Origin of the sequence: uncultured Clostridium sp., assembly GCF_900547735.1 — a bacterium.
In the GTDB taxonomy this organism is placed as follows: domain Bacteria; phylum Bacillota; class Clostridia; order Lachnospirales; family Lachnospiraceae; genus Otoolea.
In genome coordinates, this window is sequence record NZ_URHZ01000001.1 from 93,665 (window position 1) to 113,115 (window position 19,451).

The window sequence follows — 19,451 nt, forward strand, 5'->3', positions numbered from 1 at the left end:
GCCCGGACAGAAAGGAGGAATCAATGGAAGAAGATGTAACACGGCGCACTGTTGCCATATCGGTACAGGCAACCAAGCTCACGGGCCGGGTGTTGTGCAAAGCGTTCCAGAAGTTTCTGGCCCAGGCGGAGAAACAGCGCCGGGCCTCTCTCACCCCCCACGGACGGCAGAGTGTGAAACAGCTTATGGGACACGGCGGGCCGTCCAACAGTATCCAGCTGAAGGGCGACGCCCGCCTGTTTGACCGGGTAGCCCGAAAGTTCAATGTGGACTACGCTTTCCACAAGGTGGGGCCGAAGGACTATCTGCTGTTCTTCAAGGCAGGACAGGCCGACGCAATCACGGCGGCATTTTCCGAGTACACCAAACGGGTAATGGCCCGGCAGAAAGACCGGCCCTCTATCCTCGGCCAGCTCCGGCAGTTTGGGGCGCATATCAAGACCCGGCAGAAGGAACGGGAAAAGACCAGAGAGGCGGTGCAGGAACGATGAACGCCAAAATTAAAAAATATGTGGTTCCCAACCTCCCGTATCTCTTTATTTTCTGGTTTTTCTGCAAAATCGGGGAGGCGTACCGCCTTGCGGCTGGGGCCGACTTTGGCATGAAGCTCATAGGCATGATGAAAACCATAGGCCCAGCCTTCGGGACGATAGCGCCGGGCCACGGCTTCGATTTGCTGGTGGGCCTAATCGGGGCCGTGGTGCTCCGGCTGGTAGTCTACAACAAAGTACGGAACGCAAAGAAATTCAGAAAAGACGTGGAATATGGTTCGGCCCGCTGGGGGACGGCAAAGGATATAGCCCCCTTTGTTGACCCAAAGTTTGAAAACAACGTGATACTGACCGGGACGGAATTTCTCACTATGAACACCCGGCCCAAAATCCCGGCCAACGCCCGCAACCTCAACTGCTGTATTATCGGCTCGTCGGGCTCGGGCAAGACCCGGTTCTGGCTGACCCCGCAGCTCCTTCAAGCTCATTCGTCGTATGTGTGCGTAGATCCGAAATGCGGGGTGCTCTCCCAGGTAGGCCATTTCCTGCAAAAAAAGAAGGGCTACAAAATCAAGGTGTTTAACTCGATTGACTTCCGCAAGAGTATGCACTATAACCCGATGGCCTACATCAAGACGGAATCCGACGTGCTGAAATTTGTAAACGCCCTGATAACCAACACAAAGGGCGACGGCAAAGAGGGGGACGAGTTCTGGACAAAAGCGGAAACGCTTTTATATTGTGCCCTTGTTGCCTATATCGTCTTTGAAGGGCCGGAGGAAGAACGGAACATGAACACGTTAGTCGAAATGATTAACAGTATGGAAGTAAGGGAGGATGATGAAAGTTTCAAAAATGCCGTTGATTATATGTTCGACGGCCTCGCCAAGCGTAAGCCCCAAGCCTTCGCTGTGCGGCAGTATGCCAAGTATAAGTTAGCCAGCGGCAAGACCTCAAAAAGTATATTGATTAGTTGTGGGGCGCGGCTGGCTCCCTTTGATATTGCGGAGCTAAGGGAAATTATGAGCTATGACGAGTTAGAGCTTGACAAGCTCGGGGATGAAAAAACGGCGCTGTTCTTCTGTATTTCCGATACGGACAGCACCTACAACTTTATCGTTGCTCTTGCCTTTTCGCAGATGTTCAATTTGCTTTGTGAAAAGGCAGATAACGTCTATGGCGGGCGGCTTCCCCACCATGTACGGGTGCTGTGGGACGAGGCCGCGAATACGGGACAGGTGCCCCAGCTCGAAAAAATTTGCGCTGTTATAAGGTCGCGTGAGTGCAGTATTTGCTTATTTTACCAGGCCATGAGCCAGTGTAAGGCCCTGTATAAAGATAATTCTGAAACCATCTTAGGAAACATGGATTCGGTTATCTTCCTCGGGGGCCGGGAGCACTCCACGATTAAGGAAATCTCGGAGGTACTGGGAAAAGAGACAATCTCCATGTATACTGAGAGCCGCACGCGGGGCCAGTCGGAAAGCTACGGGCAGAACCTTCAACGGCTCGGCAAGGAACTGATGACAATGGACGAGCTGACCACCATGCCAGGGAACAAGTGCATTTTACAGCTCCGGGGCCTGCGCCCGTTCTTCTCTCCGAAATACGACCTGAAAAAGCACCCTAACTATAAATACACGGCGGAGGCCGACAAGAAGCGCAACGCCTTCCATCTGGAAAAGTTGATAAGCACCCGGCTGAAACTCAATCCCAACGAGGAATACGAGGTTTACGAGGCCGGAGACGCGGACAGCCTGGACGACGATATTCTCAATTATGACGATCTGGACGACCCGGACGCCTTCGCCTGACTTCGGGCCAAGTTGGCCCGAAGCTCCCGCCGCCTGAAATGGGCGGCTTTTTTCATACCTGGGGGCCTTGCCCCCGCAACCAACAACACATTTTGAATGGAGGAAAATTATATGGAATTTTTTGCTTCTGCTATCGACACCCTGAAAATTTTGGTTATCGCTATCGGCGCGGGCCTCGGCGTGTGGGGCGTGGTCAACCTGCTGGAAGGTTATGGCTCCGACAATCCGGGGGCCAAAAGCCAGGGAATTAAGCAGCTTATGAGCGGCGGCGGGATTATCCTGATTGGAACCACGCTTATTCCCCTGCTGTCCGGCCTGTTCAGCTAAACGATAAGGAGACGCTATGCAAATAATCTTCGACGCAATCGCGGAGTGGTTGAAGGGTCTGCTGGTTGACGGCATTATGGGAAACCTGGGCGGGCTCTTTGACAACGTAAACGCGCAGGTCGGAGAGATTGCAGAACAAGTGGGGACAACCCCGGCGAGTTGGAACGCCGGGGTTTTCTCCATGATACGGCAGCTCTCCGAGACTGTCATTCTCCCAATCGCCGGGCTGGTGCTCACCTTCGTCATGTGCTATGAGCTCATTCAGCTACTCATTGAGCGGAACAACCTGCATGACGTGGATACCTGGATTTTCTTCAAATGGATATTCAAAACCTTCTGCGCCATTCTCATTCTGTCCAATACCTTCAACGTGGTAATGGCCGTGTTCGATTTGTCGCAGTACGTTGTCCAGCAGTCGGCGGGACTGATACAGGGGAGCACCGAAATCACCCCGGATATGCTGGCCGATTTAGAGACGCAGTTGGAGGCGATGGAGCTCGGCCCCCTGTTGGGGCTGTGGCTTCAATCCTTCTTTGTGGGCTTTACCATGACGGCGCTCAATATCGTGATATTTGTGATTGTCTACGGGAGAATGATTGAGATTTACTTAATGACAAGCCTTGCCCCGATTCCCCTTGCAACGGTAGTCAACCGGGAAATCGGGAGCATGGGCCAGAACTATTTCCGCTCCCTGCTGGCCGTGGGCTTTCAAGGGCTCCTGATTATCGTCTGTATCGCCATTTACGCGGTACTGATACAGGGGATTGCCACGGGCGGGGATATGATCGGCGCGATATGGGGCTGTGTGGGCTATACCGTCCTGCTCTGCTTCACACTCTTTAAGACGGGCTCCCTCGCTAAATCCATTTTCGGCGCTCATTGATAAGAAGGAGCTTCGGGCCAAGTTGGCCCGAAGTCATGGAAACGAGGTGAGGCTATGGCCCCGAGACGGTACGGCGTGACCTCGGACGGGAGTGTTCAGCGGCTATGGAATGGAAAGCTGGTGGAGGACTTCATCGAGGCGGACACTCTGCGCTTTATGGCCGACACGGATATACAGCTACATGGAAACGTATCTGCGGACACACTGGCCGCAATCGAGCGGTCGGGCTACCGCTATGAGGGCGGGGAGGTACTGCCCCGGCCCGGAAAGGAGGAAATGACAATGAGTGAGGAAAAGACCACGGGCGCACAGGCCCCGGAACAGGAGGCCCCCGGCGGCTCCGGCCTGAAACTGGAAGTAGCCGCCCGTCCCATTGACCCCATCAAAAATCTGGTGGGCTTCGCAAGCGTGAAATTCAACGACTGCTTTGTGGTGGAGGACTTCAAGATTTTACAGAGCGATAAGGGCCTCTTTGTGGGTATGCCCAGCAAGCCGGACAAGAGCAGTAAATACGGCTACCGGGACACGGCGAAGCCTATCACCGCCGAGTTTCGCAAGGAGCTCCACGGGGCGATTTTGGAGGCATATCAACAGGAGGTTGAAAAGTTGCAGGCCCGCGCCGCCGCCGTCCGGCAGACCCCGCCCCCGGAAAAGGAATCCATCAAGGGACAGTTGGAGGCCGGGGCGAAGAAGGCGGCAAAGGAGAAAGCCGCCCGCGCCCCGAAGGAGAAGCCCGCGAAGGCGGCGGAGCGGTAAGCACTTCGGGCCAAGTTGGCCCGAAGCGGCCCCGGCAGAAAGGAGGATTTGATTGGCAAGAAAGAAATCAGGATATGATGCGGCCTGCTACTATGCCGGGAAACTGGTGGGCCGCTGTACGGCGGCGGACGGTGAAGCCTATTCCGCCCTGATGGAACAATGCGGCGGGGACGCGGCCCGTGTCCTGCGTGAATACGCCTACTTCTCGCCGGAACTCAAAGAGATTTTAGAGAAGGTGGCAGCGATACAGGCCAATAAAAGCCGCGCCGCCAGTCCGCCCGGTTTATTTGCGGAACCGAAAACCTCGCCGTGGGGAAAAATACAGACCTGCGATGTGCTCTGTCCCGGCGTATTCATGGTAAGCACCGCCAGCCACGGCGGGACAATGGTTGCAAAGGAAGTGTCCGCATTTTTGTCTCTTGCCGCCCAAAAGTGCGGTTTCAAACAGAGCGGGTATCTCTGCTATGAGGAAGATTCCCAGGAAAGCGTTGTTTTGCGGGAGCTCTTAGACAAGGGGCTCTGGAAGATTCCCGAGCGGATCAAAGACAAGGCGGCATTTGAAGAAAATATCAACCAATCCCTCCGCAGGTACAATCCGGCGTATTGGAGGGCGCGGGAACGGGGACGTGAAGCCGCCCGGCCTGTTGTCCGGCAGGACGCGGCCCGCGGCGAGGTAAGATAACACTTCGGGCCAAGTTGGCCCGAAGCTCTGAAAGGAGGTTTTGAGCTTTGCCCTATGTGCAGGTTCCAAAAGATTTATCAAAAGTTAAAACCAAGCTGGCCTTCAATCTCACGAAGCGCCAGCTTATTTGTTTCTCGGGTGCGGCGGCGGTGGGAATCCCCGCCTACCTGCTGACCCATTCCGTTATTGGCAACACCCCCGCCATGCTTCTGATGGTGGGCCTCATGCTTCCGTTTTTCTTCTTTGCCATGTTCGAGCGTGACGGCCTCCCCTTCGAGAAGATACTGCGGAACTTTATCCGGGCCCGGTTCCTCTGGCCCCAGGTACGGCCCTACAAGACCGAAAATTTCTATGCCGCATGGAGCGGCCCCGGCACTTCGGGCCAAGTTGGCCCGAAGCAGGAGAACACACCGAAAGGAGGTACTAGGATTGCAAAAAGAAAAAACGACAAAGCAGACCGTGCCAAAGCGGGCCAGCGATAAGGGGCGGAAACAGGCTGTCCCACAGACGGCACAACAGACAATCCCATTCCGGGAAATGTTCAAGGACGGCGTGTGTCGTCTCAACAACGGCGTTTACACAAAGACGGTGGCGTTTGAAGATATAAACTATCAGCTCGCCCAGACCGAAGATCAGTCAGCTATCTTCGACGGGTGGAGCTCATTTCTGAACTACTTCGACAGCGCCCTGCCCTTCCAGCTCTCGTTTATCAACCACCGTTCCAACCCTGAAAGCAAGTACACCGTTAATATCCCTCCACGGCATGACGAGTTTGACAGTATCCGCGCCGAGTATGTGGAAATGCTGGAAAACCAGATTGCCAAGAGCAATAACGGCATTGTCCGCTCAAAGCTCATTACCTTCGGCACTCCGGCGGACAGTGTGAAGGCGGCCAGACCCCGGCTGGAACGGATAGAGGCCGATATTATAGGAAACTTCAAACAGTTGGGCGTTCAGTCCCGGCCCCTTACGGGGCGGGAGCGGCTGGAAATCCTTCACGGCCAACTGCACCCCGGGGGCCGGGAGCCCTTCAATTTTTCGTGGGAGCTTATCCCGCAGACGGGCATGAGCACGAAGGACTTTATTGCCCCGACGAGCTTTGACTTCCGCCGGGGCCGGTTCTTCAAGGTGGGGGCGACCTGGGGCGCGGCCTCCTACTTACAGATAACCGCCTCGGAGCTCTCCGACAAACTGCTTGCGGAGCTTCTGGAGCTGGACACGGAAATGACCGTCACCATGCACGTCCAGACCGTAGACCAGGCAAAAGCCATTAAGACCATCAAGGGCAAGCTGACAGATATTGATAAAATGAAGATGGATGAACAAAAAAAGGCCGTCCGCTCGGGCTACGATATGGATATTTTGCCACCCGACCTTGTGACGTTCAGCAAGGACGCCAAAACGCTGTTGGAGGATTTGCAGAGCCGCAACGAGAGAATGTTTCTTTTGACCTTCCTCATTGTCAACATGGCCCCCACCCGGGAACAGCTTGAAAACGAGCTTTTCACTGTATCGGGTATCGCGCAGAAATACAACTGCACAATCCGGCGGCTGGACTTCCAGCAGGAACAGGGCTTTATGTCCTCTCTCCCCCTCGGCTTCAACGCCGTGGAGATCCAGCGGGGACTGACAACGAGCAGCACCGCGATTTTTATTCCATTTCTGACCCAGGAGCTCCGCATGGACGGGGAGGCCATCTATTACGGCCTGAACGCTCTATCCCATAACATCATCATGGCGAACCGCAAAAAGCTCAAAAACCCCAACGGGCTATTTCTCGGAGTGCCGGGCTCGGGCAAGAGCTTCGCGGCAAAAAGGGAGCTCGTCAACGTATTCCTCGCCACCAACGACAAAATCCTGATTGTGGACGCTATGGGGGAATACTCCGCGCTGACAAGGAGGCTCGGGGGACAGGTGGTGGAAATCGCCCCGGATAGTCCAAACCATATCAACCCCATGAGCCTGACCGCCGATTTGGACGGCGGCGAAGAAAACCCGATGGCATTGAAGGCCGATTTTATTTTATCCCTGATGGAGCTGATTGTGGGCGGCAAGGACGGCCTGCAACCAGTGGAGCGGACGGTCATTGACCGATGTGTGCGGCTCATGTACCGGGACTATCTGCAACACCCCGACACGGCAAAAATGCCGATACTGCAAGACCTGTACGAAATTCTCTGCAAACAGACGGAGCCGGAGGCGGCGCGGCTGGCAACCTCTCTGGAAATCTACGTTACAGGCTCCTTAAATGTGTTTAACCATGAAACAGACGTTGACCTGTCAAGCCGCCTTGTCTGCCTCGACCTTAAAAAGCTGGGGGCGGGCCTGCGGACAATCGCCATGCTTATCATGCAGGATTTAGTCAACTCGCAGGTGTCCTTAAACTTCGCCCGTGGGATTGCTACATGGTGTTATTTTGATGAATTTCATCTGCTCCTGAAAGACCCTCTCACGGCGTCCTATTGCGTAACCGTCTGGAAAATGCTGCGGAAAAAGTTCTGTGTGCCAAGTGCCTTAACACAAAATGTCAAAGACCTCCTCGCAAGCAGAGAAATAGAAAATATCTTTGAGAACAGCGATTTTCTTCTCATGCTCTCCCAGGCCCAGGGCGACCGCCAGATTTTGGCGAAGCAGTTAGGAATCAGCCCCACCCAGTTATCCTTTGTCACCAACAGCAACAGCGGCGAAGGGCTCTTATTCTTTGGAAATGTGATTATCCCATTCTCCGACCGTTTCCCGCAGAATACCGAGATTTACAGGCTATTAACCACCCGCCCGGAGGATTTGAAAGATGAAGCGGCGGGAGTATGACCGGGCCACTTCGGGCCAAGTTGGCCCGAAGATCGACCAGGGCAAAAAGGAATCGGCAGGCCCGGCCTCCCGCCTCCACTTTGAGGCGGACGGAGAACAGGAGGCCCCCGGCACTTCGGGCCAACATGGCCCGAAGTCCACCAGAGGGAAACGGCCTGCGCCGGAGCCAAAGAAAGAAACGGCGGAGCCTTCCTCTCGCCTCCGCTTTGAGGACAAGGGGGAAACGGAAAGACCGGGGCCTGACACTTCGGGCCAAGTTGGCCCGAAGCCTCCAAAGGGAGGGAAGTTCCGGCAGGACAGCGACCGGGCCCGGCCCTCGGAGCGGCTACGCCGGGAAGGAGAACCGCCGCCCGGAGAGGCCGGGGAAAGCCACAACGGTACAGGCTCCGTCGGAGAAGATACAGCCGGGCCGCAGACAAAGGAGGCGAAAAAGACAGAGAAAGCAAAGACGCGGGCCGATAAAGCCGGGGAGAAGCTCGGCAGGACGCGGGCCAAGCTGGACGCGCAGAAGCCGCCGAAGGAGCCCGGCCTTCCCCGTAAGTTGGCCCGGAGCGCCCGCACCGGGGCGTGGATATACGCCCACAACAAAATACATGAAGTGGAGCATGAGAATGTCGGCACCGAGGGAGCCCACAAGACCGAGCTGGTGGCCGAGGCCGGAATCCGCAAGGTTTCCCGGTTTGCAAAAAGGCGGTGGCGCACCCGTCATGCCCGGAGCGTTGTCAAGTGGGAGAAAAAAGAAATCCGGGCCAGCGCCGATTATGCGTTCCGGCAGATGGCCCAGGAGCACCCGGAGCTTACGAGTAACCCCCTTTCCCGTTACGCGCAGAAATGGAAACTCAAACGGGAATATGCCAAGCAGGCGCGGGAGGCGACGAAGCAGGGCGCAAAGGCGGCGGAGAAAACCGCCGTCACCACGGAAAAGCTGGCCCGCCGGGTGTTCCTCTTTGTGAAGCGCCACCCCGTCGGCGTGCTGATCGTGCTTGCCGTCCTTCTGGTGGTCATGCTGCTGGTGGGCGCTCTCTCGTCCCTCCCCGGCATGATAGGGAGCGGGGCCATGAACGCGGTGCTCGGCACTTCCTACGGCTCGGAGGACAGTGACCTATTGGGGGCCGACGCTGATTATACCGCGCTGGAAACGGCCTTGCAGAATGAAGTTGCCAATATCGAGAGCACCCACCCCGGCTATGACGAGTACCGCTATCATGTGGACGAGCTGGGCCACAACCCCTATGAGCTGGCCTCCTACCTGACAGCTAAGTTTCAATCCTACACCCGCGCCGAGGTACAGGGGGAGCTTCAAGCCGTATTCGATGCGCAGTATAAGCTGACCCTGACAGAGACGGTGGAAACCCGCACATACACGGACGAGGACGGCGACGAGCACGAATATGACTGGTACATTCTGACCGTCACTCTGACAAACCGCACCCTCCCCGTGGTAATCAATGAACGCCTGACCGACGACCAAAAGGAGCTCTATTCCGCTACCATGTGGACGAAGGGCAACAAGTCCTATCTGTGGGATAACATTTACACGGGCGGCGATACCGACCCCGGCCCCTCCTACGAGATACCGGGGGAGGCCCTGACTGACCCGGATTTTGCCGCCCTGATTGCCGAGGCGGAAAAGTACCTGGGCTATCCCTATGTGTGGGGCGGGAGCTCCCCGAGCACAAGTTTTGACTGCTCGGGCTTTGTGTGCTGGGTATACACCCATTCCGGCGTTTACGACCTGCCCCGCACCACGGCAACGGGGATATACAACCAATGTGCCATTGTGCCGCGAAGTGAAGCCCGGCCCGGGGATCTGATTTTCTTTACCCGCACCTATGCCAGCGCCGGGCCTGTCTCCCACGTTGGAATTTATGTGGGCGACAATATGATGATTCACTGTGGCGACCCCATCAAATACGCCAGTATCAGCACGTCCTACTGGCAGGAACATTTTTACGCCTTCGGGCGGCTCAACTGAAAAAGGAGGTTTTGCATGAGCAGTAAAATTGACAAGGTATGCGCCGAGATTGAAAAGGTCAAGGCCAAAATCAGCGAACAGCAATCCCGGCTCCGGGAGCTGGAACGCCAGAAAACCGAACTGGAAAATACGGAAATCGTCGAGCTGGTGCGCTCTCTCAACCTGACGCCCGCCGCGCTGGCCGACTTCCTGAAGGAGCAGAAAAAGAGCCCCGCCGCTTCGGGCCAAGTTGGCCCGAAGTCCGGCGAAGGAAAGGAGGAACCGGCTGATGAAAATTAAATTCCGTATGGCGGCGGCATTGACCGCCGTTTTTCTCTGCCTCCCTGTGTTTGCCCTCCCGGCTTACGCCCAGAGTACCGAACCCACGAAGGAATCGCCTGCGCAGGAGGAAACCACCACCGCAAAGCCCTTCACCCCGGAGGGGACGGGAACCGTGGTGGACAATGCCACCGACGAGGACGGCAAGGAATTTTACACCATTCAGACCCCGGACGAGCACGTTTTCTTTCTTGTCATTGATAAACAGCGCACAAGCGAAAACGTATACTTCCTGGACGCCGTGACGGAAAAGGATCTGCTTTCCCTCACGCAAGCGGAGAAGGAGCCCGAGACGGTAGAGCCGGAACCGGAACCCACAACTGCCCCGCAGGAGCCGACCGACGAGCCGGAGCCCGCCCCGAAACCAGCGAAGGAAAACAACCCTATGGGGACAATCCTTCTGGTGCTGGCCGTGGCGGTGATTGGCGGCGGGGCCGGCTGGTACTTCAAGATTTACCGCCCGAAACATCAGGCCCCGGATTTGGACGAGGAAGAAACGGACTTTGAGGCGGAGGACGACGAGCCCGCCGAAGAAAATGATTTGCCGCCCTGGGACGAGGACGAGCTGGAAAAGGAGGACGAGGAATGAATTTTACAGACAGCCCCTTCGAGCGAATGATGAAACAGATTCCCCGTCCCTCCCGGTATGACCCGGAGCCCTGCCCCGACTGCCGGGAACGCGGAGACTGCAAGAAGAAACGCCGCACGCTGATTGTAGAGCCCCGCAGGACTTCGGGCCAAGTTGGCCCGAAGCGGTGATGTGCAGGGAGCTGACCCGTGACGAGAGAAAGACGATCCGGCGGCTGGTCACGGGTATGTGCGCCAACTATGACAGCGACTATGGCTGTCTCCCGCTGGACTGCCCCTGCTATATGCTCGGCAAGTGGTGGACGGGGAGCCTGTGCCGCTACTTCCGGGCGGCGGTGCTGCCGCTGGCCCCGGTGCTCGAAGCCTCCCTTACCGGGGAGGCCGTAGGGCCGGAAACAAGGCGCTGTGCCGTATGCGGAAGGGCCTTTATCCCCGAGGGGCGGCAAGCCTATTGCTCCGAAGCCTGCAAGGCCGAGGGCAACCGCCGCAGGAGCCGGGAGCGCATGAGGAAAAAGCGGCTGAAAAACAGGGGCCGCCGTTACGATTAGGCCCCGAAAAACCCCTGTATTTCCAGGGCCTCGCGGGCCTGTTTTGCAGGCCGTCATATCTTTCTGCGTCTGGCTTCTGTTTCGCCGGGTAAATCGTAACATTAAGAGCTTCGGGCCAAGTTGGCCCGAAGCCGGAAAGGAGGATATATGGATACAGTAAAAGGGTATCAGATACAGAAAGATGTTACCTTTGAAAATGGCCGTGGTTTTGCGCTGGGCTATAACCCAACGGCGCAAGCACCCTTTGTTATCTGGCATTACACGGTTATGGCAGACGGCAAGCGGAACTTTTATGATTTTACTTCCTGCCGGGGAATCCTGCCGCCGGAAAAGGAATTTGAAAAATTCCTCTCTGCCTATGACTATGTTTACAAGGTTCGGAGGCTGGCGGAGGGGCAAAAAACACCTGACACAAACTACTACCGCTATTACACCCAATACCCGCTTGATGATAACACATTTCCAAAAGGAAAAGAAACAGGGCTGTTGGAGATTGCCCCCTATGAAAAACGGCTGATGGTCGAAAATGACACGATACAGACATGGGGGGAATTGATTTACACAAAGCCTCTGACCAAAGAACAAATCGCGTACTATGATTTAACGCCCGCCCCGAATAACCCTGATATGGGGAAACACCTCCCGGAGCGCAGACAGAAGCCGTCTATTGCGGCCCAGCTCCAGGAGGGCGCGAAACAGGCGAAGGAGCACCGGGAGCCGCCAGCGAAGAAGGACGGCCCCGACCATCAGGACAGATAGGAGGAATTTTCATGCAGGAAAAGTATAACCCATTGAAAACGGCGGAGCTCTCCGCCGAACAGAATTACAACATGATTGACGGCGTGATGAACAACATGCTGCCCGCCCCGGTTCTCCCGGAAAAAAAGCCGCTGGACAAGGTGAAGGAGCCGCCTAAACACAAGCGGAGCCGGGAGCGTGAGGAGCGGTAATGCCCCGGCGCAGGCGGAATATTCCGCTGTATGTGATGGTGTCCCCGGAGGAACTGGAACAGCTACACACCCGCATGGACGAGGCGGGCGTCCGCAACATGAGCGCCTTTGTCCGCAAGATGGCCCTAAACGGCTATATCCTCCATGTTGACCTGTCGCCTGTCCGGGAGCTCGTCTCCCTGCAACGGCGGTGTTCCAATAACATCAATCAGGTGGCGATTCACGCCAACACCTACGGCGTGTACCCGGACGAGATCGTCGGGCTTCAACAGGACTATGCCGAGCTGTGGGGGCGCATGAACGACATACTTAAACAGCTTTCTGCAATCGTGGAGCTGTAATTTATAACGTGAGGGCAACGGTATTGCCCTCACGTTATATCATCTGTATCTTCGTTTTGGAAAATACAATTCACGAAGTCCTGCTTCTTGACAAATTGAGGACATTATCTTGAGAATTTCGTCGCGTGTTAGATTAAACCAATCCCCAAGCGACTTGTCGCAAAAACAGTAAAAAACATCTTCTCCGCTACCATACGTTGTATATGCTTGTTCATCTTTGGCTATTTTTAGACGCCTACGAATAGAAGTTAATAAATCTACAACAGTGTCAAGTTTTTTGCGCCAGACAGGATTTTGTATAAGCGATTTTCCTTCAAACTGTTTTAATATATCACCATCTCTTGTTCTCAATATACCGGTATTAAGTGCAATAATAGTATCTTCAATCGCCTTATCGAAATCCTCCATGCGTCCTTCTTGATAGATGTCATCTCTAAATGCTGGTCTGTCAAAACATTGAACAAAAAAACTAAGAATATCTTTATCGTGTTTCATGGTTTGAGATGGCGAGGTTGATTCCAACTCTAAAATGGCTGATTCTTCTGCAAGCTGTTTCCATAAAAAAAGCAACTCCTGTGGATAGCGTTTAATATCAGAATCTATCAATTTTGAACACGATTGGCAAAGCCATATTCCATTCTCAAACGATTTACGTTCTTCTGTTGTCATATTTTCATCATAGCGAGGACCACCCTTAGCAGCTGCACAAATATGAGAGGCCACTCCTATATTTGTATATTTTTGCGGATCATCATTTGCTCCGCATGTTAATTTCATGCAGGCTGGATTACTACATCTATATCCAACTCGACGTGCTAAGAGTTCAATTATTTTTTGTGGAAAATCATCACGAGAATTTGCCATGGTGTTGCCCCCTTACATTATGGTTTTAGTATTTATACTATATCACAATAGTATTTGGCGTACAATCAATACCTCGGGCCAAGTTGGCCCGAAGTGCGCCGGGACAAGATTTGCAAAGTCCCGACAACATTGTTGCCCTGCCCCTGAAATGGTACAATAATAGTAGGATAAAACAAAGAAAGGGGCTGTTTATATGAGACTGATATTTAAGATTTTTGCTTTGCCGTTCCTGCTGGTTCTGTCGCTTTTAGCGGCGGTGCTGATGTTCCTGTTTGATGTGGCCGGGTGGTTTCTCTCCCTGGCTTCGGGTGTACTGGCTGTAATTGCCGTGGGCCTGTTTGTCCTGCAACATCAGCTCGTCGGTGGTGTGGCGTTCCTCGTCCTGGCTTTCCTGCTTTCCCCTTACGGGCTCCCGGCTATCGCGGAGTTTCTGATTGGACTATTAGACGAACTGAACTATTCCCTGCGGCGGTTCATCACAAGCTGACAGGCCGGAGCTTCGGGCCAAGTTGGCCCGAAGTCCAGAACGGCAAAGCGGCGGCTCTGCGGGGCCGCCGTTCTTTATGGAAGGAGGTGACACATGGCAACTACCCGCCATTTCACCCGGCACGTCAATGCGGGGGAAACCATAGCGGAGGCCATAAAGGATTGTACCGACTACGGCAAAAACCCAGAAAAGACCCGGGGTGGCGACCTCATATCCGCCTATGAGTGCGACCCGGCCACGGTGGACGCGGAATTTCTTCTCTCCAAGAGCAAGTACAAGGCCATCACGGGCCGGGAACAAAAACGGGACGAAAACATTTTATGCTATCAGATCCGGCAGTCCTTCCTTCCCGGAGAAGTGACCCCGGAGGAAGCAAATCGTATCGGCTATGAGCTCGGCATGAGTTGGACAAAAGGCAGGCACGCTTTTCTGGTAACGACCCACATTGACAAGGCTCATATCCACAATCACATTTACTATAATTCAACGTCGCTGGACTGCACCCGAAAATTTCGGAACTTCTGGAACAGCTCGTTTGCCATACGGCGTGTTAGCGACCGGATTTGTCTGGAACACGGACTTTCCATTGTGAAAAATCCGAAGCCCCGGAGCAAGGGGAAGTTTAAGAACTATGGGGACTGGCTCGGAGACAACAAACCGCCCACTTTTCAGGAACAGCTGCGGGCGCAGATCGACGCGGCCCTCTTGCAAAAGCCTGCCGATTTTACCGCCTTTCTCTCGCTGATGGAGGCGGAGGGCTACAAGGTAAAACATGGACGCGGCGATTCTCTCTCCTTCCGGGTTCCCGGACAGGAACGTTTTACCCGTTGTCGGGCCTCCACGCTCGGGGAAGGCTACGGGCCGGAGGATATACGGGCCGTTATTGAGGGCCGCTCCCCTTTGCCGTCCAACCGGGCGGCGGAGCCTGTGAAACAGGGCCGCAAGCTCAATCTGATTATTGACATTCAGACCCGGCTTCAAGGCAAGGGGCCCGCTTATGAACGGTGGGCGAAGGTATTCAACCTAAAGCAGATGGCGGCGGCGCTGGCCTACTTGCAGGACAACGGCCTGACGGAATATGAACAGTTGGAGAAGAAAGCAGAACAGGCCACGGAGCACTTTCACACGCTGGCCGGAAAAATCAAGACAGTAGAGGACGCGCTTGCCACCAATACGGAGCTTAAAGGGGCCACGGTCAATTATGCCAAGACCCGCCCTGTGTTCGAGGCGTACAAAGCGGCCCGGTACAGCCGGAAATACCTTGCGGAACATGAGGCGGAAATTGAGATTTACCGGGCGGCTCGGGCAACCATGAGCGCCATTCTGGACGGCGCAAAGCTCCCCAAAATGGATAGGCTCAAAGAGAAAGGCCGCAGGCTGGCGGCGGAGAAAAAGGAGCTCTACGCCGAGTACCGGGAAGCCCGGCGGGAAATGCGGGAAGTCACGACGGCAAAGGCAAACATTGATTATCTGCTCGGCCTGGCCGGGCAGGAGAAAAACAAGGAACAGGAGCGATAGCGAATGAGACGCAACCGACCAAGCGAAGCGCCGGGACTTCGGGCCAAGTTGGCCCGAGGTTCCGCAGGGTTTGGGGCTGGCCCCAACAAGCGGGATTTTTCAGGTTTCGGCGGAGGCCGGAACTTGAAAAATTCGCAAGTGTCTATACACTTGCATCGCTTGCCGTTTAGCGGAAGGCTGAAAAAGATAACAAAGAAATAAGACATACATATGTCCTATTCCATGTTATAATGGCATGGGGTGATTATATGAAGATAGACCGTCTTATCGGTATTATTACAATACTTTTGCAAAAGGAAAAAGTAACAATTTCTCAATTAGCCAAGCGTTTCGAGGTTTCATGCAGGACTATCCAGCGTGATATTGATGATATATGTAAAGCTGGTATCCCTATTGTGTCTATGCAAGGATATGGCGGGGGGATTTCCATTGAAGAAGGTTATAAAATTGATAAAACAATACTGACACAAAAAGAATTGAGTGCTATTTTTATGGGCCTCAAGAGTATTGATACCATTTCAAAATACCCTTATACTCAAAGCCTGATGGAAAAACTAAGTCACGATAAGAGCTCAATCCTTTCCGATCAAAACAGAATTATTATTAGTTTAGCCTCGTTTTATCAAGTAAGCCTAACTGAAAAAATAGATTTAATAAAACAGGCTATTAACAATCGGGAACTGATTTTATTCCACTACTATTCTGAAAAAGGAGAAAGTGAACGTACCATTGAGCCTTATTTTATAATATTTAGGTGGTTTGCATGGTATGTTTACGGGTACTGCCTTACTCAACAAGATTATAGACTTTTCAAATTAAATCGTTTAAGCAAATTACAGAATCTAAAAACAAATTATGAGGAAAGATTTATTTCAGAAAAAGAACTTGATTTTGACCAATATATTTGGCGTGACGATATAAAACTGGTAGCCCTTTTTGATATGAGTGTAAAATATAGACTGATTGATGAATATGGCCCGGAATGTATAACATTAGATCATCAATCTGGCAAACTGCTTTTTGAAAATGTTTTTACTAATTATAATTATTTAGTTCAATGGATACTTAGTTATGGAGAGGCAGTAAAAGTTATTGAACCTTGTGAATTAGTGAATGAAATCCGTAAAAAGGCCAAAAACATGTTAGCTCAATACGAGGAATAGGACATAAAGGTGTCGTATTACATGTGTTACGATTAAAACAAACGGAGGAATTGAATATGAAAAAAGAAATATCTATTACAGAGAGGCCGGAAAAACTTGCCGGATATGAAGCGGAGCAATACTTTGCTGCCTGTGGTAATTTGTCGTGGTACGATTTTGTGACAGCCATGCCATCGTTGGTATTCCTCGTTACAGGCTGGAAATCGAACGGTAAGGAAAACGCCTGTCTGCAATCTTGGTCTACCTTTGCCGGAAGTGGAGCTGACAACTTTGTATGTATCATGGGAAAGGTTAATAGAGGCGGGCATATGTATCAATCGCTGAAAGAAACAAAAGTATGTGTATTAAATTTCCCCTCTATCGACATTTATGACCGCTGTATAAAAACGATTGGCAACAATCAGTTTGAAACAGATGAAATTACCGCCTCTGGCTTAACTGCGGAGAAAGCCATAATGGTCAACGCTCCACAAATTAAAGAGTGCTTTTTGAATATCGAATGTGAATATTTGTGGGAACATGAGCTTTTCGAGGGAAGTCAAGAAGTTGCTGTTGCATTGAAAGCCGTCAACATTTGTATGGATAGAGAACGCTACGACCAATGTATGCTCGGCAGATACGGAAAGAGTGGATATTTATATCAAATCGACCAACCGACCAATCCAGAAACAGGTGAGATCACGCCGATAAATCGCGGAACATTGGAACCGGATGTTCCCATTGAGTGGGTTACGAATTAAGCGTTTGCTTCGGGCCAAGTTGGCCCGAAGTCTACAAAGTGGCCGCTGCTGCAACAAAAAAATGTTGTATTGTCAGATGAAAAAGCGGGGGCTATCACGCCTCCGCTTTTCTGGCTTCTTTGGCTTTCTGGATTCCTTGTACAGTGTCCGTCACTATAACAAGATCGGTTTCATCAACACAATTCAGAAGTTCGTCAAGTTGACGGCGCTGTGTGCTTTTGTCCGGCGCTTTATCTGGAAAGAAAAACTGATCCACCGATATATCAAAGAAAGTTACAAGCTCGTAAAACACTTGCAGGCTCGGGTGCTGTCCCTCGTTCTCGATTGAGACAAGATAGCGCGGGGCGATGTCAAGCTCTTTCCCTAAACGCTCCCGTGTATAGCCCTTTGCCTTCCTGGCCGCTTTGATGGCCTGACCGAAAGCCTTGAAGTCATAGACTTCTGTTGGTTTTCTCATAAATATATCACCCTATTACATTGTACAGTGCCAATTTAAGAAGATAAATGAGTGTACAACACATAGTATTTACCTAAATAGCGCCAATTATATGTACAAAAACATAATCGCCCAACGGCTAATAAAAAAAACCGTTGTCCGGCGGTTGGGTATCTATGCGCTTATCCAAAATCCAAACGACGGTTTTGAAATAACAATTTCAAGCCGCCGTTTTCTTTTTGAAAATTAGAATAACGGAGGGTGTGATAAAGTCGCCCTTTTTTGAGGACACGGCGGTTCAAGGAGGAAATCGCCGTGAAGTTTTTTATTCGACATAATCAGACAAACTTCTACTTCTCAAAAAAAGTCTGGCCCCTTATGACCATAACTGCGCCCCTCCATTTACCTATACACATCATTTAAGAGGAACTAATAGCGTTTGTTCTTGCGCTCGTTTGGCCTTGTGTCATTCGGGCGCTTTTCTTTTCCTACGGGCCAGCTTCGGGCCAACTTGGCCCGAGGCCCTTATCAGGCAGGAGCAGCCCCGGTGCCGTTCTCCGCCCTTCTCCATTTCGGTTTCCCTGTTCACCCACAACCGAAATGGAGGTTTATTATGTCAAAAATCAATTTGCGGGAATTTTACCCGTTCTATCATAACGATCTGTTTGTGGAGGTTCCCGACGAGGTAGCCGAGGCGCTGGCCGAAGCTGAACGGCTGGAACGAAACTATATCCGCCGCGTGTACTGGAACAAAGCATATTTTTCTTTGGACGCCGAGGACGGTATCGAGCATGAGGCGCTTTTTGTGGCCCTGTCTCCTTGTGAGTTGTACGAGCGCAAGGTGACGGCCCAAGAGCTCCGCGCTGCCCTTTCTGCCCTACCTGAAATGCAGAGCCGCAGGGTTTACGCCCACTACATACTCGGCATGAACAAAACCGAGATTGCGTGGGCCGAGGGAGTCCATGAGAAAACGGTGCGTACTTCGATTGAGCGAGGGCTTCGCAATATGGAAAATTTCTTAAAAAATCGTATCTGACCCGGCCCGAATTTGCCCGTTTAATCTCATGGCTTATGAAAGGGATAATTCTCTTGTGTAGCTTGACAATTTCATAAAAAGATACCCGGATACGAAGGGTGCGTGTACTAAGTGACAGGCCCGCCATGACCTCTATTGCCAGAGAATAGAGAGAGCGACAAGGCCCATGCCGCAGGCGGGCCGAGGCTGGCCCCGCCGGATAAAGCCCACTAACCTTGATACTTGCGTTTAGTCATAGTCCGAGCGTTGAAGCGGCCATCAGGCCGTGAGCCGTCGCAGGCATTGAGAACGCCTTGCCATAAGAATGGGGAGAGGTGAAATTCCTATGGGGTGGACAAGCCGCCGCCTGTCCGGGTTATCTGTTGAAGCAAACGATCAGGAGCGCCGGGCTGGATAATCTGTCTGATAACAGCCCAAAACTTCCCGGCGCGGCGCTCCACCTATTTTGAAATAGGGAGAATCGAAATGGAAAAAGATTTAACTTTGGATATGATGTTGACCGAGCGGTGGAGCAACAACGCCTGCCGCGGTTACGTCATTTGGGCGATGGAAAACTGTAACTTCAAGCCCGAGGACATTAAACGGGTGGTTCGTGAGCTTCATTGGGTTTTCGATATGAAATCCATTGAAGAAGCCGACGAGCACTATTGCCAAAGTCCTTACTAAACCTTTCTTTTGCTCTGACCTCGGGCCAAGTTGGCCCGAGGTCTTATGAGCAGATGG

The 19,451-nt window shown here is 52.7% G+C and carries 24 protein-coding genes; 22 read left to right on the forward strand and 2 right to left on the reverse strand.

The genetic code is table 11. The features are described 5' to 3' along the window. Positions 1 to 23 precede the first annotated feature (23 nt). The 16 genes from QZT18_RS00390 (at position 24) to mobC (ending at position 12,484) form a co-directional block, all read left to right on the forward strand. Positions 24 to 491 carry a PcfB family protein gene (locus QZT18_RS00390; RefSeq protein WP_002588269.1) on the forward strand — a complete coding sequence of 156 codons (468 nt, stop codon included), beginning with the start codon at positions 24 to 26 and terminating at the stop codon, positions 489 to 491. Further along, positions 488 to 2,305 (forward strand): VirD4-like conjugal transfer protein, CD1115 family, encoded by a 1,818-nt coding sequence (locus QZT18_RS00395; protein WP_294143500.1) that lies wholly within the window; start codon positions 488 to 490, stop codon positions 2,303 to 2,305. Before QZT18_RS00390 ends, QZT18_RS00395 begins: the two co-directional genes overlap by 4 nt. Positions 2,306 to 2,416: 111 nt before the next feature. Further along, a complete protein-coding gene (locus QZT18_RS00400) occupies positions 2,417 to 2,632 on the forward strand; it encodes a Maff2 family protein (RefSeq protein ID WP_002575635.1) in 216 nt (71 codons plus the stop codon). A 16-nt stretch (positions 2,633 to 2,648) separates the two neighbouring features. Next, positions 2,649 to 3,515: a VirB6/TrbL-like conjugal transfer protein, CD1112 family gene (locus tag QZT18_RS00405; RefSeq protein ID WP_006356267.1), complete on the forward strand. Its 867-nt coding sequence runs from the start codon at positions 2,649 to 2,651 to the stop codon at positions 3,513 to 3,515. A 54-nt stretch (positions 3,516 to 3,569) separates the two neighbouring features. Further along, entirely contained in the window at positions 3,570 to 4,271 is a 702-nt protein-coding gene (locus QZT18_RS00410; RefSeq protein WP_294143505.1) for a septation protein SpoVG family protein, read from the forward strand. Positions 4,272 to 4,323: 52 nt separating this feature from the next. Further along, positions 4,324 to 4,953, forward strand: a complete 630-nt coding sequence (locus tag QZT18_RS00415; protein WP_006356269.1) for a DUF7007 domain-containing protein — start codon at positions 4,324 to 4,326, stop codon at positions 4,951 to 4,953. 47 nt (positions 4,954 to 5,000) lie between these two features. After that, a complete protein-coding gene (locus QZT18_RS00420; RefSeq protein WP_294143506.1) occupies positions 5,001 to 5,435 on the forward strand; it encodes a PrgI family protein in 435 nt (144 codons plus the stop codon). Then, positions 5,413 to 7,764 (forward strand): VirB4-like conjugal transfer ATPase, CD1110 family, encoded by a 2,352-nt coding sequence (locus QZT18_RS00425; protein ID WP_366925768.1) that lies wholly within the window; start codon positions 5,413 to 5,415, stop codon positions 7,762 to 7,764. The genes QZT18_RS00420 and QZT18_RS00425 overlap by 23 nt, the downstream gene beginning before the upstream one ends. Continuing rightward, positions 7,745 to 9,739: a CD1108 family mobile element protein gene (locus QZT18_RS00430; protein WP_294143508.1), complete on the forward strand. Its 1,995-nt coding sequence runs from the start codon at positions 7,745 to 7,747 to the stop codon at positions 9,737 to 9,739. Before QZT18_RS00425 ends, QZT18_RS00430 begins: the two co-directional genes overlap by 20 nt. A gap of 15 nt (positions 9,740 to 9,754) precedes the next feature. Continuing rightward, entirely contained in the window at positions 9,755 to 10,018 is a 264-nt protein-coding gene (locus QZT18_RS00435) for a DUF4315 family protein (protein WP_118021104.1), read from the forward strand. Next, the gene (locus QZT18_RS00440) at positions 10,008 to 10,646 is read left to right on the forward strand and encodes a DUF4366 domain-containing protein (RefSeq protein ID WP_294143509.1); all 639 of its coding nucleotides are present in this window, start codon (positions 10,008 to 10,010) and stop codon (positions 10,644 to 10,646) included. Before QZT18_RS00435 ends, QZT18_RS00440 begins: the two co-directional genes overlap by 11 nt. Then, positions 10,643 to 10,816 carry a hypothetical protein gene (locus tag QZT18_RS00445; RefSeq protein ID WP_294143510.1) on the forward strand — a complete coding sequence of 58 codons (174 nt, stop codon included), beginning with the start codon at positions 10,643 to 10,645 and terminating at the stop codon, positions 10,814 to 10,816. The genes QZT18_RS00440 and QZT18_RS00445 overlap by 4 nt, the downstream gene beginning before the upstream one ends. Next, positions 10,813 to 11,193 (forward strand): cysteine-rich VLP protein, encoded by a 381-nt coding sequence (locus tag QZT18_RS00450; RefSeq protein ID WP_085951117.1) that lies wholly within the window; start codon positions 10,813 to 10,815, stop codon positions 11,191 to 11,193. The genes QZT18_RS00445 and QZT18_RS00450 overlap by 4 nt, the downstream gene beginning before the upstream one ends. A gap of 147 nt (positions 11,194 to 11,340) precedes the next feature. After that, positions 11,341 to 11,952 carry a hypothetical protein gene (locus QZT18_RS00455; RefSeq protein WP_294143511.1) on the forward strand — a complete coding sequence of 204 codons (612 nt, stop codon included), beginning with the start codon at positions 11,341 to 11,343 and terminating at the stop codon, positions 11,950 to 11,952. A gap of 11 nt (positions 11,953 to 11,963) precedes the next feature. Beyond that, entirely contained in the window at positions 11,964 to 12,143 is a 180-nt protein-coding gene (locus QZT18_RS00460) for a DUF4316 domain-containing protein (RefSeq protein ID WP_294143512.1), read from the forward strand. Then, entirely contained in the window at positions 12,143 to 12,484 is a 342-nt protein-coding gene (gene mobC / locus QZT18_RS00465; protein WP_294143513.1) for a plasmid mobilization protein, read from the forward strand. The genes QZT18_RS00460 and mobC overlap by 1 nt, the downstream gene beginning before the upstream one ends. 39 nt (positions 12,485 to 12,523) lie before the next feature. Here the strand turns inward: mobC and QZT18_RS00470 are convergent, their stop codons facing one another. After that, positions 12,524 to 13,348 carry an HNH endonuclease gene (locus QZT18_RS00470; protein WP_294143514.1) on the reverse strand — a complete coding sequence of 275 codons (825 nt, stop codon included), beginning with the start codon at positions 13,346 to 13,348 and terminating at the stop codon, positions 12,524 to 12,526. Between the two features lie 193 nt (positions 13,349 to 13,541). Between QZT18_RS00470 and QZT18_RS00475 the strand changes: the two genes are divergently transcribed. The 4 genes from QZT18_RS00475 to QZT18_RS00490 all read left to right on the forward strand — a co-directional run bounded on the left by QZT18_RS00475 (position 13,542) and on the right by QZT18_RS00490 (position 17,256). Further along, a complete protein-coding gene (locus QZT18_RS00475; protein WP_294143515.1) occupies positions 13,542 to 13,835 on the forward strand; it encodes a CD1845 family protein in 294 nt (97 codons plus the stop codon). A gap of 93 nt (positions 13,836 to 13,928) precedes the next feature. Next, on the forward strand, positions 13,929 to 15,353 hold the full coding sequence (locus QZT18_RS00480; RefSeq protein ID WP_294143516.1) for a relaxase/mobilization nuclease domain-containing protein: 1,425 nt from the start codon (positions 13,929 to 13,931) through the stop codon (positions 15,351 to 15,353). A gap of 248 nt (positions 15,354 to 15,601) precedes the next feature. Further along, positions 15,602 to 16,516: a YafY family protein gene (locus QZT18_RS00485; protein WP_294143517.1), complete on the forward strand. Its 915-nt coding sequence runs from the start codon at positions 15,602 to 15,604 to the stop codon at positions 16,514 to 16,516. 56 nt (positions 16,517 to 16,572) lie between these two features. Then, complete coding sequence (locus QZT18_RS00490; RefSeq protein WP_294143518.1) at positions 16,573 to 17,256, forward strand: flavin reductase; 684 nt, start codon at positions 16,573 to 16,575, stop codon at positions 17,254 to 17,256. A gap of 94 nt (positions 17,257 to 17,350) precedes the next feature. Here QZT18_RS00490 and QZT18_RS00495 read toward each other — a convergent pair whose 3' ends face one another. Then, positions 17,351 to 17,713 carry a helix-turn-helix transcriptional regulator gene (locus QZT18_RS00495; protein ID WP_294143519.1) on the reverse strand — a complete coding sequence of 121 codons (363 nt, stop codon included), beginning with the start codon at positions 17,711 to 17,713 and terminating at the stop codon, positions 17,351 to 17,353. 592 nt (positions 17,714 to 18,305) lie between these two features. On the opposite strand from QZT18_RS00495, the gene QZT18_RS00500 reads away from it, so the two are divergent. Together QZT18_RS00500 and QZT18_RS00505 are read left to right on the forward strand one after the other, a co-directional pair. Then, the gene (locus QZT18_RS00500) at positions 18,306 to 18,728 is read left to right on the forward strand and encodes an RNA polymerase sigma factor (RefSeq protein ID WP_294143520.1); all 423 of its coding nucleotides are present in this window, start codon (positions 18,306 to 18,308) and stop codon (positions 18,726 to 18,728) included. A gap of 465 nt (positions 18,729 to 19,193) precedes the next feature. Continuing rightward, positions 19,194 to 19,394 carry a hypothetical protein gene (locus QZT18_RS00505; RefSeq protein ID WP_006356351.1) on the forward strand — a complete coding sequence of 67 codons (201 nt, stop codon included), beginning with the start codon at positions 19,194 to 19,196 and terminating at the stop codon, positions 19,392 to 19,394. The last annotated feature ends 57 nt before the right edge of the window (positions 19,395 to 19,451 follow it).

Coding starts and splice junctions, on each gene's coding strand:
- QZT18_RS00390 (WP_002588269.1), top strand. CDS start 24: ATGGAAGAAGATGTAACACGGCGCACTGTTGCCATATCGGTACAGGCA.
- QZT18_RS00395 (WP_294143500.1), top strand. CDS start 488: ATGAACGCCAAAATTAAAAAATATGTGGTTCCCAACCTCCCGTATCTC.
- QZT18_RS00400 (WP_002575635.1), top strand. CDS start 2,417: ATGGAATTTTTTGCTTCTGCTATCGACACCCTGAAAATTTTGGTTATC.
- QZT18_RS00405 (WP_006356267.1), top strand. CDS start 2,649: ATGCAAATAATCTTCGACGCAATCGCGGAGTGGTTGAAGGGTCTGCTG.
- QZT18_RS00410 (WP_294143505.1), top strand. CDS start 3,570: ATGGCCCCGAGACGGTACGGCGTGACCTCGGACGGGAGTGTTCAGCGG.
- QZT18_RS00430 (WP_294143508.1), top strand. CDS start 7,745: ATGAAGCGGCGGGAGTATGACCGGGCCACTTCGGGCCAAGTTGGCCCG.
- QZT18_RS00435 (WP_118021104.1), top strand. CDS start 9,755: ATGAGCAGTAAAATTGACAAGGTATGCGCCGAGATTGAAAAGGTCAAG.
- QZT18_RS00440 (WP_294143509.1), top strand. CDS start 10,008: ATGAAAATTAAATTCCGTATGGCGGCGGCATTGACCGCCGTTTTTCTC.
- QZT18_RS00445 (WP_294143510.1), top strand. CDS start 10,643: ATGAATTTTACAGACAGCCCCTTCGAGCGAATGATGAAACAGATTCCC.
- QZT18_RS00455 (WP_294143511.1), top strand. CDS start 11,341: ATGGATACAGTAAAAGGGTATCAGATACAGAAAGATGTTACCTTTGAA.
- QZT18_RS00460 (WP_294143512.1), top strand. CDS start 11,964: ATGCAGGAAAAGTATAACCCATTGAAAACGGCGGAGCTCTCCGCCGAA.
- mobC (WP_294143513.1), top strand. CDS start 12,143: ATGCCCCGGCGCAGGCGGAATATTCCGCTGTATGTGATGGTGTCCCCG.
- QZT18_RS00470 (WP_294143514.1), bottom strand. CDS start 13,348: ATGGCAAATTCTCGTGATGATTTTCCACAAAAAATAATTGAACTCTTA.
- QZT18_RS00475 (WP_294143515.1), top strand. CDS start 13,542: ATGAGACTGATATTTAAGATTTTTGCTTTGCCGTTCCTGCTGGTTCTG.
- QZT18_RS00480 (WP_294143516.1), top strand. CDS start 13,929: ATGGCAACTACCCGCCATTTCACCCGGCACGTCAATGCGGGGGAAACC.
- QZT18_RS00485 (WP_294143517.1), top strand. CDS start 15,602: ATGAAGATAGACCGTCTTATCGGTATTATTACAATACTTTTGCAAAAG.
- QZT18_RS00490 (WP_294143518.1), top strand. CDS start 16,573: ATGAAAAAAGAAATATCTATTACAGAGAGGCCGGAAAAACTTGCCGGA.
- QZT18_RS00495 (WP_294143519.1), bottom strand. CDS start 17,713: ATGAGAAAACCAACAGAAGTCTATGACTTCAAGGCTTTCGGTCAGGCC.
- QZT18_RS00500 (WP_294143520.1), top strand. CDS start 18,306: ATGTCAAAAATCAATTTGCGGGAATTTTACCCGTTCTATCATAACGAT.
- QZT18_RS00505 (WP_006356351.1), top strand. CDS start 19,194: ATGGAAAAAGATTTAACTTTGGATATGATGTTGACCGAGCGGTGGAGC.